The organism is Lysobacter sp. Root494 (genome assembly GCF_001427225.1).
Taxonomy (GTDB): domain Bacteria; phylum Pseudomonadota; class Gammaproteobacteria; order Xanthomonadales; family Xanthomonadaceae; genus Agrilutibacter.
The window spans coordinates 55631-71734 of the sequence record NZ_LMFH01000005.1 but is presented as its reverse complement, the minus strand read 5'-3'; the positions used below and the strand labels follow the sequence as shown (position 1 = coordinate 71734).

General features: G+C 65.9%; 18 protein-coding genes. 9 read left to right on the top strand and 9 right to left on the bottom strand.

Annotated elements, in window-relative coordinates:
- Window positions 1–8: 8 nt before the first annotated feature.
- Window positions 9–320, top strand: a complete 312-nt coding sequence (locus ASD14_RS03605; RefSeq protein WP_056129168.1) for a zf-TFIIB domain-containing protein — start codon at window positions 9–11, stop codon at window positions 318–320.
- Window positions 321–391: 71 nt separating this feature from the next.
- Here the strand turns inward: ASD14_RS03605 and ASD14_RS03600 are convergent, their stop codons facing one another.
- The 4 genes from ASD14_RS03600 to ASD14_RS16630 form a co-directional block, all read right to left on the bottom strand.
- Window positions 392–1315, bottom strand: a complete 924-nt coding sequence (locus tag ASD14_RS03600; protein ID WP_056129165.1) for a sensor domain-containing protein — start codon at window positions 1313–1315, stop codon at window positions 392–394.
- A 34-nt stretch (window positions 1316–1349) separates the two neighbouring features.
- Window positions 1350–1592 (bottom strand): PspC domain-containing protein, encoded by a 243-nt coding sequence (locus tag ASD14_RS03595; protein WP_082538723.1) that lies wholly within the window; start codon window positions 1590–1592, stop codon window positions 1350–1352.
- Entirely contained in the window at window positions 1589–1990 is a 402-nt protein-coding gene (locus tag ASD14_RS03590; RefSeq protein ID WP_056129161.1) for a PadR family transcriptional regulator, read from the bottom strand. Before ASD14_RS03590 ends, ASD14_RS03595 begins: the two co-directional genes overlap by 4 nt.
- Window positions 1991–2175: 185 nt before the next feature.
- The gene (locus ASD14_RS16630; protein ID WP_157475043.1) at window positions 2176–2664 is read right to left on the bottom strand and encodes a hypothetical protein; all 489 of its coding nucleotides are present in this window, start codon (window positions 2662–2664) and stop codon (window positions 2176–2178) included.
- Between the two features lie 429 nt (window positions 2665–3093).
- On the opposite strand from ASD14_RS16630, the gene ASD14_RS03580 reads away from it, so the two are divergent.
- The 7 genes from ASD14_RS03580 (at window position 3094) to ASD14_RS03550 (ending at window position 11929) form a co-directional block, all read left to right on the top strand.
- A complete protein-coding gene (locus ASD14_RS03580; RefSeq protein ID WP_056132019.1) occupies window positions 3094–3915 on the top strand; it encodes a peptidylprolyl isomerase in 822 nt (273 codons plus the stop codon).
- A gap of 167 nt (window positions 3916–4082) precedes the next feature.
- Window positions 4083–4385, top strand: a complete 303-nt coding sequence (locus ASD14_RS03575) for a hypothetical protein (RefSeq protein WP_056129156.1) — start codon at window positions 4083–4085, stop codon at window positions 4383–4385.
- A 10-nt stretch (window positions 4386–4395) separates the two neighbouring features.
- Entirely contained in the window at window positions 4396–6396 is a 2001-nt protein-coding gene (locus tag ASD14_RS03570; RefSeq protein ID WP_056129153.1) for a hypothetical protein, read from the top strand.
- Window positions 6393–7412, top strand: coding sequence for a hypothetical protein (locus tag ASD14_RS03565; protein WP_056129150.1), 1020 nt, complete (start codon window positions 6393–6395; stop codon window positions 7410–7412). The genes ASD14_RS03570 and ASD14_RS03565 overlap by 4 nt, the downstream gene beginning before the upstream one ends.
- 103 nt (window positions 7413–7515) lie before the next feature.
- The gene (locus ASD14_RS03560; protein ID WP_235565304.1) at window positions 7516–9351 is read left to right on the top strand and encodes a DUF885 domain-containing protein; all 1836 of its coding nucleotides are present in this window, start codon (window positions 7516–7518) and stop codon (window positions 9349–9351) included.
- A gap of 286 nt (window positions 9352–9637) precedes the next feature.
- The gene (locus ASD14_RS03555; RefSeq protein ID WP_056129147.1) at window positions 9638–11080 is read left to right on the top strand and encodes an amidohydrolase family protein; all 1443 of its coding nucleotides are present in this window, start codon (window positions 9638–9640) and stop codon (window positions 11078–11080) included.
- 3 nt (window positions 11081–11083) lie between these two features.
- A complete protein-coding gene (locus ASD14_RS03550; protein WP_056129144.1) occupies window positions 11084–11929 on the top strand; it encodes a DUF72 domain-containing protein in 846 nt (281 codons plus the stop codon).
- Between the two features lie 99 nt (window positions 11930–12028).
- Here ASD14_RS03550 and ASD14_RS03545 read toward each other — a convergent pair whose 3' ends face one another.
- From ASD14_RS03545 to ASD14_RS03535, 3 genes are read right to left on the bottom strand one after another with little or no spacing between them, the layout of a single operon-like run.
- Window positions 12029–12334, bottom strand: a complete 306-nt coding sequence (locus tag ASD14_RS03545) for an antibiotic biosynthesis monooxygenase (RefSeq protein WP_056129141.1) — start codon at window positions 12332–12334, stop codon at window positions 12029–12031.
- A 32-nt stretch (window positions 12335–12366) separates the two neighbouring features.
- The gene (locus tag ASD14_RS03540) at window positions 12367–13266 is read right to left on the bottom strand and encodes a DMT family transporter (protein ID WP_056129139.1); all 900 of its coding nucleotides are present in this window, start codon (window positions 13264–13266) and stop codon (window positions 12367–12369) included.
- 24 nt (window positions 13267–13290) lie between these two features.
- Window positions 13291–13686, bottom strand: coding sequence for a cupin domain-containing protein (locus tag ASD14_RS03535; protein ID WP_082538721.1), 396 nt, complete (start codon window positions 13684–13686; stop codon window positions 13291–13293).
- Between the two features lie 324 nt (window positions 13687–14010).
- Here ASD14_RS03535 and ASD14_RS03530 point away from each other — a divergent pair, with 324 nt between their 5' ends.
- Window positions 14011–14907 carry a LysR substrate-binding domain-containing protein gene (locus ASD14_RS03530; protein WP_056129136.1) on the top strand — a complete coding sequence of 299 codons (897 nt, stop codon included), beginning with the start codon at window positions 14011–14013 and terminating at the stop codon, window positions 14905–14907.
- A 56-nt stretch (window positions 14908–14963) separates the two neighbouring features.
- Here the strand turns inward: ASD14_RS03530 and ASD14_RS03525 are convergent, their stop codons facing one another.
- Both ASD14_RS03525 and ASD14_RS03520 read right to left on the bottom strand, forming a co-directional pair.
- Window positions 14964–15320, bottom strand: a complete 357-nt coding sequence (locus ASD14_RS03525) for a TfoX/Sxy family protein (protein WP_056129132.1) — start codon at window positions 15318–15320, stop codon at window positions 14964–14966.
- Window positions 15317–15973, bottom strand: a complete 657-nt coding sequence (locus tag ASD14_RS03520) for a Pr6Pr family membrane protein (RefSeq protein ID WP_056129129.1) — start codon at window positions 15971–15973, stop codon at window positions 15317–15319. The genes ASD14_RS03525 and ASD14_RS03520 overlap by 4 nt, the downstream gene beginning before the upstream one ends.
- Window positions 15974–16104 lie beyond the last annotated feature (131 nt).

Genomic DNA, 16104 nt, shown 5'->3' with positions numbered 1-16104 from the left:
GCCGCCCCATGAAGTGTCCCGCCTGCGACGTCACCCTGGTCATGACCGACCGCCAGGGCATCGAGATCGACTACTGTCCACAGTGCCGCGGCGTGTGGCTCGATCGCGGCGAGCTGGACAAGATCATCGAACGCACATCGGCCGTTGCCGCGCCGCCTACGCCGTCCGAACCACCGCGTGCCGCGTCCACACCGGCCGGCGAGCACTACCGGCACAAGGACGAGCATCGCTACCGGGATGACGATGTCCGCCACAAGGGCGACGATTACTACCGGCACAAAAAGAAGAAGAGCCTGCTTGGCGAGCTGTTCGACTTCTGAGTGCAACCCAACTGGCCACAACACAAGGCCTGGCATTGCCGGGCCTTCTGCTTTCTGCGATGCGGCGCCGGTCAGTCGTACTGCGACGTCTTCACCAGCATGTGCTTTGCGAGTTGTCCGTGCAGGTAACCGACGCCGCGCGCCAGGTGCAGGGTGAGGAACAGCAGCACTACGCCGGCGATGAAACACAGCGGCAATGCCCACAGGCCATGCACGTCCATGACGTTGATCTCGTCGATCCACAGCGTGCCGCCGAAATCGCCGAACAGCACCACGATCGGCGCCGCGATCAATGCCAGTGACGTCGCCAGTCCGGTCACCGCGACGGTGAAGTAGGCGATGCCCAGCGGCAGCATCAGCAGGAAGTACAGCTGCGTCGCCCACGTGCGCGGATCGGTGAACAGTTCCTTTATCCGTTCCAGCAGCGGCTGGCCACGCGTGGAATACAGCGGCCGCCGTGGCATGCGCTCGCCGAGCATGGTCTCGACGATGCGGCCTTCGACCAGCGACAGCACGCGCACCGAACCGAAGTACAGGATCACGAACGGAATGCCGATGATCAGCACGGCGAGACCGCCCGACAGCGAAACGCCGGTCACCACCCAGGTGAAGTAGAAGATGCCGGTCGCCAGCGCGAGCAACATATAGAACAGCGATGCGTACGTGCGCGGTTCCGCGATCACGCCGAAGAAGCGCGCGAACGGCGAACGCTGCGACACGACCGGACGCGTGCTCGGCGTGCGCAGCGCGCTTTGCACCTTCACTTCGGTGTCGCGATAGATGTCCGCGACTTCGTCCGGTGCGCCATAGCTGCCGGCAACGGCGGCAATGACTTCGGCTTCGGATTTCCCCGGGTTCTCCGTGAGTTCCGAACGCAGGTACTCCTCGGCGTCGTAGAGCGCGTCCTGCACCAGCGCAGGGTCGGCGCCGGCCAGCGAACGCTGCAACTGCTCGAGGTAGTCGGGGATGGTGGTGGGCAGGACGGAAGCGTTCATGGTTCGGATCCAGGCTGAAGAAGTTGCGTGGAATTCACAGTGCGGGGGTGAAGCGATCGCCTTGCGCATCCGCGCCGGCCTCGTCTTCTTCTTCACGTACGGCGATCCACAGCACGAGGTAGACGACCAGTCCGCCGCCGCTCACCAACAGCGAAAGCAGCAGCAACGCGCGCCATACCCACGAGGCTAGCGGGGTGCATTGGCCCAGGCCGCCGCAGATGCCGCCGATCAGCCGATCGCGCTGCGAGCGCCGCAATGCATTGAGATTCCAGGTCATGGCGTAGCTCCCCTAGTGTCCGACGGAATGTTTTCGAGCACGGCATCGACCGAGTCGCGGGTGGCGCGCCATGCGGCGGACCACTCGTGCAACGCGTCGTGCCCTGCTTCGGTGATGCGGTAATAGCGGCGCGGCGGCCCCGAAACAGAAGGCTCGACGAAGCTTTCGAGCAGCCCGCCGGACTCCAGGTTGCGCAGTACCGGATACAGGGCGCTCTGCTTGCCACTGAGCACGCCCTCGCCTTCCTGCTCCAGGCGCTTGGCGATCTGGTAGCCGTACATCGGTTCGCCGGCCGAGCCCAGCACCGCCAGCAGCGCCAGGGACACCGTGCCGGCGCTGAGCTCCTTCTGGAACTTGCGCAGCTGGGTGTCGGGCAGGCTGGTGGAGGACTGGGTCATCGGGGTATCCGGTAGCTTGAAGACAATGCTATTGCTAAGTCCGCTATACCGGGCCTGCCATTAGTCATTACAGGTCGAAGTCATGCCCGCGCTCGCGCCGCGTCGACCCGGACCCTGCTAAACGAGCCCTGCGCCGCCCGGTTCGCGGCGTGGAGAACTCCCATGCCCCGTGGAGACAAGTCCGCCTATTCCGGCAAGCAGAAGCGCCAGGCCGAACACATCGAGGAGAGCGTCCGCGAACGCGGCGGCTCCGAGGAAGACGCAGAACGCATCGGCTGGGCCACCGTCAACAAGGAGACCGGTGGTGCGCGCGGCCGCAAGAAGACCGCGAAGAAGGCCACCAAGAAGTCGACGCGCAAGTCGCCTGCGAAAAAAGCGACCAAGAAATCGACGCGGAAATCACCTGCGAAGAAAACCGCAAAGAAGGCGACCCGCAAATCACCCGCGAAGAAAACCGCGCGCAAGAGCACGCGGAAATCACCGGCAAAAAAGACCGCCCGCAAATCCGCGACAAAGAAGAGCGCGCGCAAATCGACTGGCCGTAAATCGACCGCACGCAAGTCGCCCGCGAAGAAGTCGGCTCGCAAGAGCACGCGAAAGACGGCGGGACGCAAGACGGCGCGCAAGTCTTCGAGCTGAAGCCAGGCAGCGTGGCCGCGCATGGTCGTGGCCACGTTGCGGGATCAATTTTCCTCGCATGCGTGTTGACGACGCAGCTCTTGGCGGCGCCGCACACCGCGGCACGCATTGAAGACAAGTACGCGCAGCGCAACGCTGTCGCATGCCTCGGTGCACTGCCTCGCAGCCGAGGCTCGGGGTGGAAGCCTGCCGGTTTGTCGTATCCTCGCCCGGTCCTGCGGAGCCGCACGATTGAATGCCGCGCGGCTCCGATTACCGCTGCGAATCGATGGCGGATGCCGCCCGCGAACCAAGGAGTTTCCATGCGTTTCAAGCACGCCGTCCTGTTTCCTGTTCTGCTCGGCCTGACCCTTACTGCCTATGCCGCCAAGCCCGCCGCAAAGAAGCCGGTCGCGAAGGCTTCCACGCAGAAGGCGTCCGCAGCGAAGCCCGCAGCGGAAACAACCGCCGCCAAGCCGAAGTCGATGCAGGAAATCCTCGATGCCACGCAACCTGGCGACTGGCGTGCGCTCGACCCGGCCAACACGCTTTACCTCGACCTCGCCTCCGGCCGCGTGGTGATGGAACTCGCACCCGGCTTTGCCCCGGCGCATGTCCAGAACATCCGCACGCTGGCGAAGGAAGGCTATTGGAATGGCCTCAGCATCAATCGCTCGCAGGACAATTTCGTCGTGCAATGGGGCGATGCCGCGGAAGACGACAAACAGAAGAAGCCGCTCGGCAGCGCCAGCGCCAAGCTGCCCGCCGAGTTCGAACGCGCGAGCAAGGGCGTGAAGTTCGATCGCCTGCCGGACAAGGACGGCTGGGCGCCGCAGGCCGGATTCGCCGACGGCTTTCCCGCCGCGCGCGATCCGCAGAGCGGCAAGGCCTGGCTCGCGCATTGTTACGGCGCGATCGGCGCAGGCCGCGACGTTGCGCCCGATTCGAGCAACGGCACCGAGCTCTACGTGGTCACCGGCCAGTCGCCGCGCCAGCTCGACCGCAATATCACCGTCGTGGGCCGCGTCGTGCAGGGCATCGAACTGCTTTCGGTGCTGCCACGCGGCACCGGTCCGCTCGGCTTCTACGAGAAGCCCGAGCAACGCACGCAGATCAAGGCCATCCGTCTTGCGTCGGAAGTACCCGAGAACGATCGCGTGCCGCTCGAGCTGCTGCGCACCGATACGCCTGCGTTTACCCAGCTGGTCGAAGCGCGCCGCAACCGTCGCGACGAGTGGTACAAGCGCCCCGCCGGCCACATCGACCTGTGCAACGTGCCGCTGCCGGTGCGCACGCCCAAGAAGTGATCGCCGCTCGCGAATGCAGCTGACGGAAGGCCGCCGAAGGGCGGCCTTCTGCATTCGCCGCTTCCGCATGCCACCGTCCGCGGGATTCAGCAAAGTCCACCCGCCCGTCACGTACTGCCGCCTAGCCTGAGGCGGCCCCAGCGAGACCAGGACAGAGGCGGCGTCCCATGCCCCAACTGCGTTTGCGAATCACCGGCAGCGACGACGATGCGCGTGCGATCAGCAACCTGCTGCAGAGCATCGAAGGTATCGAGCACGTCGAGGAAGTCGCCGACCTGATGGACCACCTGGACGATGACGATTCCAGTTCCGCCGGCCTGCCCGACGACCAGGGCCCCGGTGTGCACGAGCTGGAGATCGAAGCGCCCAACGACGCCACCGCGCGCAAGGTGCGCCAGGCCGTGGAAGCATTGGCATTCGAACTCGACGTGATCGTCGAATTCGAATCCGATGAGGAATGGAGCGAATAGGACGACGGCGATGTGGCGGCTGATCGCATTTGTGCTGGTCTGCCTCTGCGTCGCGCCCGCCGGCGCAGCCGCGGCATACGAAACACTCTCCTGTCCGGTCATTCCACTCGCGGGCGACACCAGTGCGGCTGCGGACAACATGCGCACGCGCGCACCGTTGCCGCTGAAGATGCCGCAACGCACGACCCGCTACCAGATCGACGCGATGCTCGACCCGGAGACCCACGCCATTCGCGGCAGCCAGCGCGTGAGCTGGCGCAACCGCAGCAGCGTGCCGGTGTGCGCGCTGTACCTGCACATGGACCTCAACGCGTTCGAAAGCTACGGCACGCGTTATATGTCGTTGCAGCGTGCGCGTGGCCGTGAGCCGGACGTGCCGCGGGGCGAATGGGGCTACAGCGAACTCAAGCGCGTGCGGCAAGGCGGTCTGGACGCGCCGTGGATCTACGTGCAGCCGGAGGGAAGTCCAGCGGATGATCACACCGTGGTGCGCGTCGACCTGCCGCAACCGGTTGCGCCCGGGGAAGTTGCGGAACTGGAGATGGACTTCGCCGCCCGGCTTCCCGGTTCGTGGGCGAGCACGGGCCGCGCCGGCAGCTTCCACCTCGTTTCGGGATGGTTCCCGCAGATCGCCACGCTGCAGTTGCCGGGGGAACAGGCCGCCGCCTGGCTGCAATGGAACACGTACGCCTTCAATGGCGATTACGCCGATCGCGAACCGGCCGACTTCGACGTGCACATCAAGGTTCCGCCCAATTACAGGGTGGCTGCGAGCGGCGAACCGCTTGGTGTCGCGTTGCAGCCGGACCATCGCGACCACCATTTCGTGCAGCAGGACGCGAAGACGTTCGCCTGGGCCGCCGACTCGCAGTTCGTGCAGCCGCTCGAATACGAGTACACCCCGCCCAACGGCCAGCCGCTGACGCTGCGCGTGCTGTATCGCCTAGGTAATGCCGCCGCGGCCGTGCGCGTGCTCGGCACGATGATGGATGCGCTCACCTATTACTCGACATCGCTGGGCAGCTATCCCACGCTCTCGCTGACCGCCGTCATCGCGCCGCGTAATGCAGCCCAGCTGGCCGGACAGTCATTCCCCGACTTGTTCACGGCCAGCGGACAGCCTTCCGCTGCCGGTACTTCCCCCCTCGATGCGCCTGCACTCGCCGCCATCGGCAGCGCGTATTTTTCCGAGGGCACCGATGAAACGCTTCGCGAAGGCGCGTGGCGCTATTGGGCCGATCGCTACCAGCGTTATCGAGGACAGGCGACGGCTGTTCCGACGAAATCCGGATGGCTGCGCCGGTTCTTCGAACCGTGGCGACTGGCATTCACGGCGCAGCGAACCAGAAACGCCACGCGCATGGATTCCGAAAACCTTCGCACGGACCACGTCGCCAAAGCGCTGCATGACGTGGAAATGCGCATCGGCACACCTGCCATGGACAATGCCTTTCGCAGCTGGAGGCGCGGCGTACGGGCGGGCTATCCCGATACCAGCCAGACGCGCTGGCTGCTCGCCGAAGGCAGCGGCTATCCCGACGAATTCGAGCGCGCGTTCGCGATCATGGATTCGGGTATCGCGGTGGACGACCGCATCATCGGCTTCAGCAGCGACAGGATCCTGCCCCGGCCCGGATACGTCCTGCGCAACGGTACGCGGATCGAGCTGACCGAGACTGAGCAGGCAGACGCGCGCAAGCTGGAGTATCGAACGGTCGTTGTCACGCAGCGCGAAGGCGTCGCCGTGCCGCAACTGCTGACCGTCACCTTCGCCGATGGCAGCAGGCGCAGCGCGCAATGGAACGACACGCGCACGCTTGCGCACTTCGAATGGACCACGCCGGTGCGCGCGATATCGGTCCAACTGGATCCGCAGCGGCACGTCGTGCTCGATCGCAACAAGTTCGACGATGGCCGCACGCTCGCCGCGGACACGCGTCCCGTGCGGCGCTGGACCAGCGAACTCGCGGCCATGGTGCAACTCGCCGCCTCCTGGCTGGTGCTGGTGTGAACGCGCAGACCGCCACGCATGCTCCCCCCGAAATTCCGGCGGCCGCGAAGCCGGCGGCGAAGCGCGCGACGGCCGATGCCACGCATGCACGCAATGGATGGGGCGCACTGCTTGCGGGACTGCAGCGCGGATTCCATCCGCAACTCCTGCTCGCGTGGGTGATCATGCTGTGGTTGCCCGCGGCGATCGCCGCGCTTCCCGCGGCGCTCTGGCTGTACCTCGAGTTCGGACATTCGCCGATGGCCGCTGCTATCGCCGCCGATACGGATGCGACGTTCATCGCCAGCGCACTCGAGGGCATGCAGGGCGAAGCCGTCCTGCTCGGCGCCTGCGCCGTCTTCGCGCTGCTCGTGGCGGTCTTGCTGTCGCCGTGGCTCAGCGGAATGATCGTCGCGCAGATCCGCACCGTGTACCGGTTACGCGTGGGTGGCGTCGTTCGCGCGGGCCTGGGCGAGTATTCGCGCATGTTGCGGATGCTGGTGTTATCGGCCGTGCTGCTGGCGGTTGCGGCCGCGATCGGCATCGCCGCGATGGTCGGCATCGAGTGGCTCGTTACGCGTTTCGCTCCATCGCCGGAAGACCTCGCGCCATCGCGCATGGGCTGGCTGTTGCCAATCGCGCTCGTGTTGTTCGTGCACATGACCGTCGAAGCCGGGCGCGGCTGGCTCGGGGCGGATCTCGCGTTGAATTCGGTGACCCAGGCATGGAAGCGCGGAATCGCATTGTTGTGGAAACGGCCTGGCGCCACCCTCACCGTGTATCTCGGAACGAGCCTGGTCGGCGTCGGATTGGCCATCGCCTTCCTGCGCCTGCGCGCCTTCGTCGATGCCAGCGGATGGACGGGCTGGCTGCTGGCCTTCGCCTGCACGCAGCTCGTGGTGGCGTCGATGGCCTGGGGCCGCAGCGCGCGGTTGCACGGCCTCGCCGACCTCGCCACCGCACAGCTCGTTGCGCCGCCCGAGGACGAAGCGGACGCGAGCTCCGAAGCGCCTCGCACCGACACCGACACCGACTGAGTTTGCCGCGTCCGCCACCTTCGCGAAGCCGCGACGAACGACCCGCGCATCGCCACCGCGACGGCGATATCCTCGGGAAATCGCGGCTCGCCGCCTACCCGAGATGCCTGACACCATGCGCCTGCGTCCCATACCTGCATCGATCGCGATCGCCCTTGTGATCGCCACCTCCGCCTGCCAGAAGCAGGACACCACCGCTTCGACCGCAACGCCGGCCGCGAACACGCAGGCCGCGACGGCGGAAGCCGACGCGAAATTCGCCGACGTCTCCAGGCGCTGGCTGGATGGTTGGCTGGAACAGCAGCCCGTCAGCGCCACGCAGACCGGCAAGCACGACTTCGACGACCGCATCGAGGATCTCAGTGCCGCGGGCCGGCAGAAGTTCACCGACTTCAGCAAGAAGATGCTGGCCGAAGTCGATACCCTCGACGCGAGCAGGCTCTCGCGCGAGAACCAGGTCGACCTCGCCATCCTGCGCAACCAGATCCGCTACGACATCTGGCAGATGGACACGCTGCAGAGCTGGGCATGGGATCCGCAGCTGTACAACGGCATCGCCGGCGGTGCGTTGTACACGTTGATGGCGCGCGAGTTCGCGCCGATGCCGCAGCGCCTCAAGGCCGCGACCGCGCGCATGGAGAAGATCCCGCAGCTGTTCGCGCAGATGCGCGAGAACCTCGACGCCGGACGCGTCCCAAAGATCCACGCCGAAACCGTCGCCAAGCAGAACGCCGGCATCACCAGCATCGTCGACGGCATGATCGCACCGCATGCGGGCGAACTCACCGGCGAAGACCGCATGCGCCTGGACGCCGCGATCGCGACGGTGAAGAAGGCTGTTGCCGAAAACCAGGAATGGCTGGACAAGACCCTGGTGCCGAATGCGAAGGGCGACTTCCGCATCGGCCAGAAGCTGTACGACGAGAAGCTCGCGTTCGCGCTGAATTCTCCGCTGACCCGCCAGGAAATCCGCACCCGCGCCGAAGCTGCGATCAAGCAGACGCGCGCGGAGATGTACGAGATCGCGCGCAAGCACCTGGCCGGGAAGCCGAACACTCCGGCGGAAATGCCCGACACGCCGAGCGACGAGCAGCAGCAGAAGGTGATCGAAGCGGCGCTTGAAATGGCGTATGCCGATCGCCCGGCTCGCGACAAGGTCGTCGAACTCGCCAAGCAGTCCACCGCCGAAGCCACGGCGTTCACCCGCGAGAAGCAGCTGGTATCGGTGCCCGAAACGCCGGTGCAGATCATCCTGATGCCGGAATTCCAGCGCGGCGTGGCTGTCGCCTACTGCGATTCGCCCGGCCCGCTCGACAAGGGCCTGGACACGTTCTATGCGGTCTCGCCGATTCCGGACGACTGGAGCAAGGAGCAGGTCGATTCGTTCCTGCGCGAATACAACACCCGCTCGATCCACGAGTTGAGCATCCATGAGGCGATGCCGGGCCACTACCTGCAGATCGCGCATGCGAACAAGCATCCCTCGGTGCTGCGCGCGGTGCTCGGCTCGGGTTCCTTCATCGAAGGCTGGGCCATGTACGGCGAGAAGGTGATGGACGACGCCAACTACATGAACGGCGATCCGCTGATGAAGCTGATCCAGCGCAAGTGGGCGCTGCGCGCGATGGCGAACGCCGTCCTCGACCAGGCGATCCACGTGGACGGCATGAGCCGCGACGACGCGATGAAGCTGATGACCGTGACCACGTTCCAGCAGGAGCGCGAAGCCGCCGGCAAGTGGGTGCGCGCGTCGCTGACGTCGGCGCAGCTGCCGACCTATTTCGTCGGCTACAGCGAACACCTCGACCTGCGCAACGAAGTGCAGAAGCGCGAAGGCGACAAGTTCAACCTCAAGGCGTACCACGACAAGCTGCTGTCGTACGGCTCGCCGCCGGTGCGCTTTGCGCGTGAGCTGATGCTGGATGAGGAGATCAAGTGACGCATCGGCCCGGGCGCGCATAGCGCGCCCGGCTTTGCCGATGCGTCATCCCCGCATGCTCCAGGCGGGGATCCAGCGACTTTGCTTTTGACTTCCGCTTTCGCTTCACGCTCACGTCCCGCGCCGTCGCTCCATGCTTCACGCGACGGCGCTTCGATCGCGCCGCGGTTCCGGCATCCTTCTTCCTCCTGTTTGCACCCCCGTTCACCCTGAGCGCTGGTCAAAGCCCCGAAGTCAGAGAAGCGACGCAACAAGCCCCAACACCTATCCAGGCTATATCCACGCCATGAAACCCCGCTTCGCCCTGCCCTGCTTGCTCCTGCTGCTCGTGTCCTGCGCGCATCGCGAAGCCGTTCCCGTCGACCTTCTGGTCGAAAACATCACCATCGTCGATCTGCACGACGGACGCCTGCTCGACCATCACCATGTCGCCGTGCGCGACCAGCGCATCGTCGCCGTGGCCGACGATCGCGAAGCCGCGCGCTTCCGTGCCACCCGCACCATCGACGGCAAGGGAACGTACGCGATCCCGGGGCTCTGGGACATGCACGTGCACTTCGGCGGTGGCGAAGCCCTGGTCGACGAGAACCGCGACCTGCTGCCGCTGTACGTGGCGCATGGCGTGACCACCGTGCGCGATGCCGCGGGTGACCTCAGCACGCAGGTGCTGCAGTGGCGCGAACAGATCCGCAAGGGCGAACTGCAGGGGCCGACGATCTACACCTCGGGTCCGAAGATCGAAGGCAAGGGATCGATCTGGCCGGGCGACCTCGAAGTCGCCAACGAAACCGAACTGCGTGCCGCCTTCGACCAGCTCGAAGCGATGCACGTCGACTTCATCAAGATCACCGACAGCGCGCTCTCCCCGCAGCTGTTCAAGGCGGCGCTTGCGGAGGGCGAACGTCGCGGCATGAAGACCTCGGCGCACGTGCCGATGTCGCTGATGCTGGACGATGTGAGCGCCGCCGGACTCGATTCGATCGAACACATGGGCTACGCGCTCAAGGCCGGCTCGACGCGCGAGCGCGAAATCGCCGACGCATCGGCGATGGGCAAACTGAGTTATCGCGATGCCCTGGTGCAGGCAGCCGATTCCTTCGACCACGACACCGCCCTCGCCGCGTATCGCAAGCTCGCCGCGCGCGGCACCGCGATCACGCCGACGCTCTACGGCAGCCGCGTGACCGCCTACCTCGACCAGGACGACCACCACGACGACGATTACCTGCACTACATCGGGCCGGGCCTGAAGGCGACCTATGCCTGGCGCGTCGAGCGCGCCGCGAAGGACGACGCTGACGCCATCGCCGCGCGCCATCGCGTGTACGAAATGAGCGCTGCGCTGCTGCCGCTGCTGCAGGAAGCAGGCGTGACCATTCTCGCGGGCACCGATGCGGGTTTCCTCAACTCCTTCGATTACCCGGGCATCGGCCTGCACGATGAACTGCGCGAGTACGTGCGTTACGGCCTGACGCCGCTGCAGGCGCTCCAGTCGGCGACGCTGCGCAGTGCCGCCTTCCTCGGCCACGAAGGCGACTCGGGCGACATCGCCGCCGGCAAGGTGGCCGACATCGTGCTCCTTGACCGTAATCCGTTGCAGGACATCGGCGCGACCCGCGCCATCCACGCAGTCGTACTCAAGGGCGACTATCTTGACCGCGCCGCGCTCGACGCCCTGCTGGCGAACGTGCGCGCCCGGGTGCATGCCCGCGAAACCGGAACCCGATAGACCATGGCAAAAGCACGGCCGCAGCCCGAAGCCTTCCCCGAGTCGACACCTGCGATCGACGGCATCCGTGTCGGCGTCGGTGGCTGGACGTACGCGCCGTGGCGCAGCAACTTCTATCCGCCCGGCCTGGTGCAGCGGCGCGAACTGGAATACGCGTCGCGCCACCTGAGCGCGATCGAGATCAACGGTACCTACTACGGCGCGCAGCGACCCGCGACCTATGCGAAGTGGGCGTCGGAAACGCCGGAAGGTTTCGTGTTCTCGCTCAAGGCGCCGATGCGGATCATGCAGTCGCGCGTGCTCGCCAATACCGGCGCGCAGATCGAGGACTTTCTCGGCGGCATCGCGTCGCTGGGCGACCGCCTCGGTCCCGTGGTGTGGCAGTTCGACATCGGCAGGAAGCTGGAACGCGAGGATTTCACCGCCTTCCTCGACCTGCTGCCGGATGAAGTCGATGGCCGCCGCATGCGCCATGTGCTCGACGTGCGCGATTCATCGTTCGTCGACGCACGCTTCATCGCGCTGATGCGCGAGCGCAGGCTGGGCACCGTCTTCACCGATTCCCGCGATTACCCGTCGTTCGCCGATCTCACCACCGACTTCGTCTATGCGCGGCTGATGCGCTCTCGCAGCGAGATCGAAACGGGCTACACGGAAGAGGAACTCGCCCACTGGGCCAGCCGCGCGCGCCAGTGGGCGCGCGGACAGCATCCGGACGACCTGCCCTACATCGCGGTCAACGGCACGCCGGCGGCGGAAGCGCGCGACGTGTACGTGTTCTTCATCAGCGCGGCGAAGGAGCGCAATCCGGCCGCAGCGATGGCGCTGATCAGGCAGCTGCAGCAATAACGATTGCTCCGGCGAGAGTCCTCGGGGCGAAACTCCGGGGCGCCAACGCATCGCGCCCAAGGGCGCTCCTACAGTTGACGATCCGTGGCAGGCGGGCCTTCAGCCGGCCGAGCGCACTTCGTAGTGCACGCACTGCGGCTCGAATTCGAGCAGGTAGCTTTCGTCTTCCGGGTAGTACTTCGCCTTGAGCAGGTCGGTCCCCGCGAATGAGCGGATCGCGTCCTCGCTCTCCCAGTAACTCAGGGTGACGAAGTGGGCGACATCGCCCTCGTCGCGCCTCAGCACCTGCGCGCCGAGATTGCCGGGCGTGCCTCGGTAATCGGGCATCGCCCGCTCACCCAGGAAGGTCGAATACGCATCCGCGCGATCAAGGCGCGTGGTGCCATGCCAGAGTCGGGCGATCATGAAGGCATCCTCGCGGAATGCGCGTCGCAGGATCAGCGCGACGGTTGCTGGCTCATGGCCACGCTACCCAGGATGAGCGCAGCGGAGATTGCCATTGTCCAGGTTAAGGCTTCGCCAAGCAGCAGCCAGGCCCAGGCGACGCCGAACACCGGAATCAGGTAGGTGACGGTCGACGCGCGGCTCGCGCCGATGCGCGCGATCAGGCGGTAGTACATGACGAAGGCGATGCCGGTGCAGAGCACGCCGAGCATCCCCGCCGATATCCACGATTTCAGTGGTATCGCATGCTGCGGCCAGCTGGCGACGGCAAACGGCAGCGTGAGCAGGGTCGAAGTTCCCAGCGTGGCCGATGCCACCGCTGCCGGCGGCAGCCCGGTGAGATGACGGCGCACCAGGTTGATGCCGATGCCATACAGGAACGCCGCCGCGCTGCCGGCGAGTACGGCCCAGCCGATGCTCGCGCCGGCAATCTTGCCGCTGGCGAGCACGACCACACCGGCGAAGCCGGTGAACAAGGCGACCGCTCGCTTGGCACCGATCTTCTCGCCGAAGAACAGGAAACCAACCAGCGCCGTGAACAGTACCGTCATCGCGTTCGAGATCGCGCCCACGCCCGCCGGTGCACGCTGCGCCGCCCAGGCGAACAGCATGAACGGCACCGCGGAGTTGATCGCGCCGATCAGCGCGAGTTTGCCCCACAGCTTCCCGGAGGTGAAACGCGAACGTTCGCGCCACAGGAACGGCAGCAGCACCAGCGATCCCAGCCCCAGGCGCACTTCCACCAGCGGCATCGGGCCGAAGTCGTTCGCTGCAACGCGCATGAACAGGAACGATGCGCCCCAGATCGCGCCGAGCACGGCGAGTTCGACCGGCGTGAGCCACGCGCGCTCATTTGCGCGCAGTAACGGACGGTTGTCGGCAATGACGTTCATGGTTTCTTCCCTGGACGGAGGGCATCAGCCCTGGCTGTAATTGAAGCGGTGCGTGCGGCTCGTGGCTTCGCGCGCGGCGCTCATCGCGGCCGGGTCGAGATTGAAGCCGAACAGGCGCACGCCGGTGTCGGTGCGCGGCCGGTGGCTGGTGCCGGGCAGGAAGCGGACGTAGGTGCCCGCGCCGTAACGCTTGCTGCCTTCGATGACCTCGCCTTCGATCACGTAGTAGTACTCGCCGGTATCGTGGTCATCGACGTAGGGCCAGATGCTGCCCGGCTCCATGTCGACTACCCAGACGCGCACGCTGCCGTCGGACGACAGGTCGCGACGCATGCAGCCGGCGCCGATGCGCACGGCCGGCACGTCGTCGATCCGCGATGCCTGCAGCGTGGAGACGGGAACTGCTTCGAGTCGGCCCATGGGAAACTTCCTGTGCGTAGGCGCATGGCATTGGGGGAATTGCCCGGCACTGCAATGCGGGCACCGCTCAATTTCCGGCAGACACGGATTCGGCACAAGCGCATACTTTCGCCGGCAGACACAAACCAGATTTGAGGCTCCGTCAGTAGATGTCTTCAGCACGTGGTGCGTTGTTTTCCGATAGCCGCCAGGTGGTGCTGCGAGCGCGGCGCCGCACGGCGGCGATTGGGGAACAACCATTGGACCGGGCACTCGGACGTATCAGACGCTTCATGACCCACCAGCCCGGCGCACCTCGTGCCGAAGGCATCTACGGACGTTGATATGGCCCTGCGCGCGGACCTCCTTCCGGCCCTTGCGGCGTTCGAATCCGCCGCACGCCACCAGAACTTCGCCCATGCAGCCGAAGAGCTGCACCTCACCGCCAGCGCGGTCAGCCATCACGTGCGCAAGCTCGAAGCACGGCTCGGCGTGGTCCTGTTCCAGCGCCATGCTCGCGGGGTGTCGCTCACCGCCGAAGGTCGCCAGCTCGCCGACGCGGCAGGCAGCGCGATGGCGGACATGGAAGGGGTCGTGCGCAGCCTGCGGATTGCGCGGTCGGAGCAGCACCGGGTGCACATCACCACGCTGCATTCGCTGACGTACACGTGGTTGCAACCGCGGCTGCCGCAGTTCGCGGCCTCGCATCCACATATCCAGCTCACCGTCGACACCGAAGTGGCGCTGACACGCTTCGATGACGGCGGGCCCGACCTGGGCATTCGCCATGGTCCGGGGCATTGGCCTGGGTTGACTGCCCATCACCTGATGGACGATTACCTGTTCCCGGTCGCTTCGCCCACGCTACCGGGCGTGGAAAACGTACGCGATCCCGCCGGCATCCTGCGCCTGCCGCTGGTTTCCGACCTGGCGCGACAGGGCTGGCATGACTGGTTGCGCGCCGCCGACGTGCATGGCGCAACGCCGGACGAACGCTACCGCTTCAGCGACAGCACCGCGGCGCTCAACGCCGCCGTTCACGGACTCGGCGCGGCGTTGGCGCGCGACAAGATCGTCGCGCCCTATCTCGCCGCGGGGGTGCTGACGCGATTGCCGGGACCCGCGATCAAGGCGCGCTGGGGGTACTCCGTGGTGTATCCGTCGCACAAACGGTTGAAGCCGGCGGCGCGAAGTTTCGTCGACTGGCTCATCGGCCTGCCCAAGACCGACGTCAGTTTGTAGAGCGGAGCTTGCCCCGCCGAGCACGCTCCGTTCGACAAGAGTCGGCGTTGCCGAGCCTAGGGAGAGCGGCGCTTGCGGCGCGGCTTCGGCGCGGGCTTCCGGCGCGCCGCCTCGATCGCCAGCAAGGCCCACGGCCGCATCGCCTGCGGCGAATCCATCGCGTCTTCCGGCAACGACCAATAGCTCATTGGCAGCGGCTTGCCTTTCATGTCGTAGACGAACGGTGCGCAACCTGCGGCTTCGAAGCGGCCGCGCGTTTCCGCGTCCGTCTTCAGGTACAGCGTCTCGTCCATGATCACGCCGATGATGACGCCTTCGAAGTAGAGACCGTAGCCGCCGAACATCGCGCGTGCCGAAATCGGCCCGAGTGGTTCGAACAGGTCGCGCAGGTGCTCGATCAGTGCTTCGCTCATGTCGCTGCCGCCGCCTTCGCGCGCGCGCTCCAGCGATCGATGGCCACCAGCACCGCGCCCAGCGCCAGGAAGACCACGAACACACCGGCGCAGTTGCGCAACACATCCGGCAGCGGGACTGCGCCGAGATCAAGGAACGGATACGGATACTCGTTCACCCATGCGCCACGCAGGAACACCCAGCACAGGTACACCAGCGGAAACAGCAGCCAGCGCAGTACGTCGCTCCAGCGCAGGACGCCATGCGGAACCGCAAAGAGCCACCACAGCAGATACAGCACGGGCACCGCGTAATGAAGACTGGAATCGGCCCACCATTGCGCGCCCTGCGGTTCCCACAGCACGCGCAGGATCGTCGCGTAGATGGCGAACGTCACGCCGATGCACAGCGCAACCGCGCCACGCACCAGCGGACGGGCGAACCACCGACCCAAACCGGATTCGGGCATGAAGGCGAACGTAGCCGTGATCAGCAGCACCAGCAGATTGCTGAGGATGGTGAAGTAACTGAAGAAGCGCACCGTGGCGAGGACCGGACCGATCGTGCCGAGCGTCGCGCCAACCAGCAGCACGTACTGCAGCACCAACGCGAACGCAGCGACGGCCGCCACCAGCGCGGCGGACGTCCGGGCGGAACGATACGACAGGCTCATGCCTTCTCCTTCTATCGATCGCGCACTGGCCCTGACGCTGTGCCACGCCGTCCAGAACCGCAGGCATCGCGGCGAGAGTCACGTTACCCGGTCGCGCGACTCTGCAACACTAGCGCAGGCGGATCGCGACC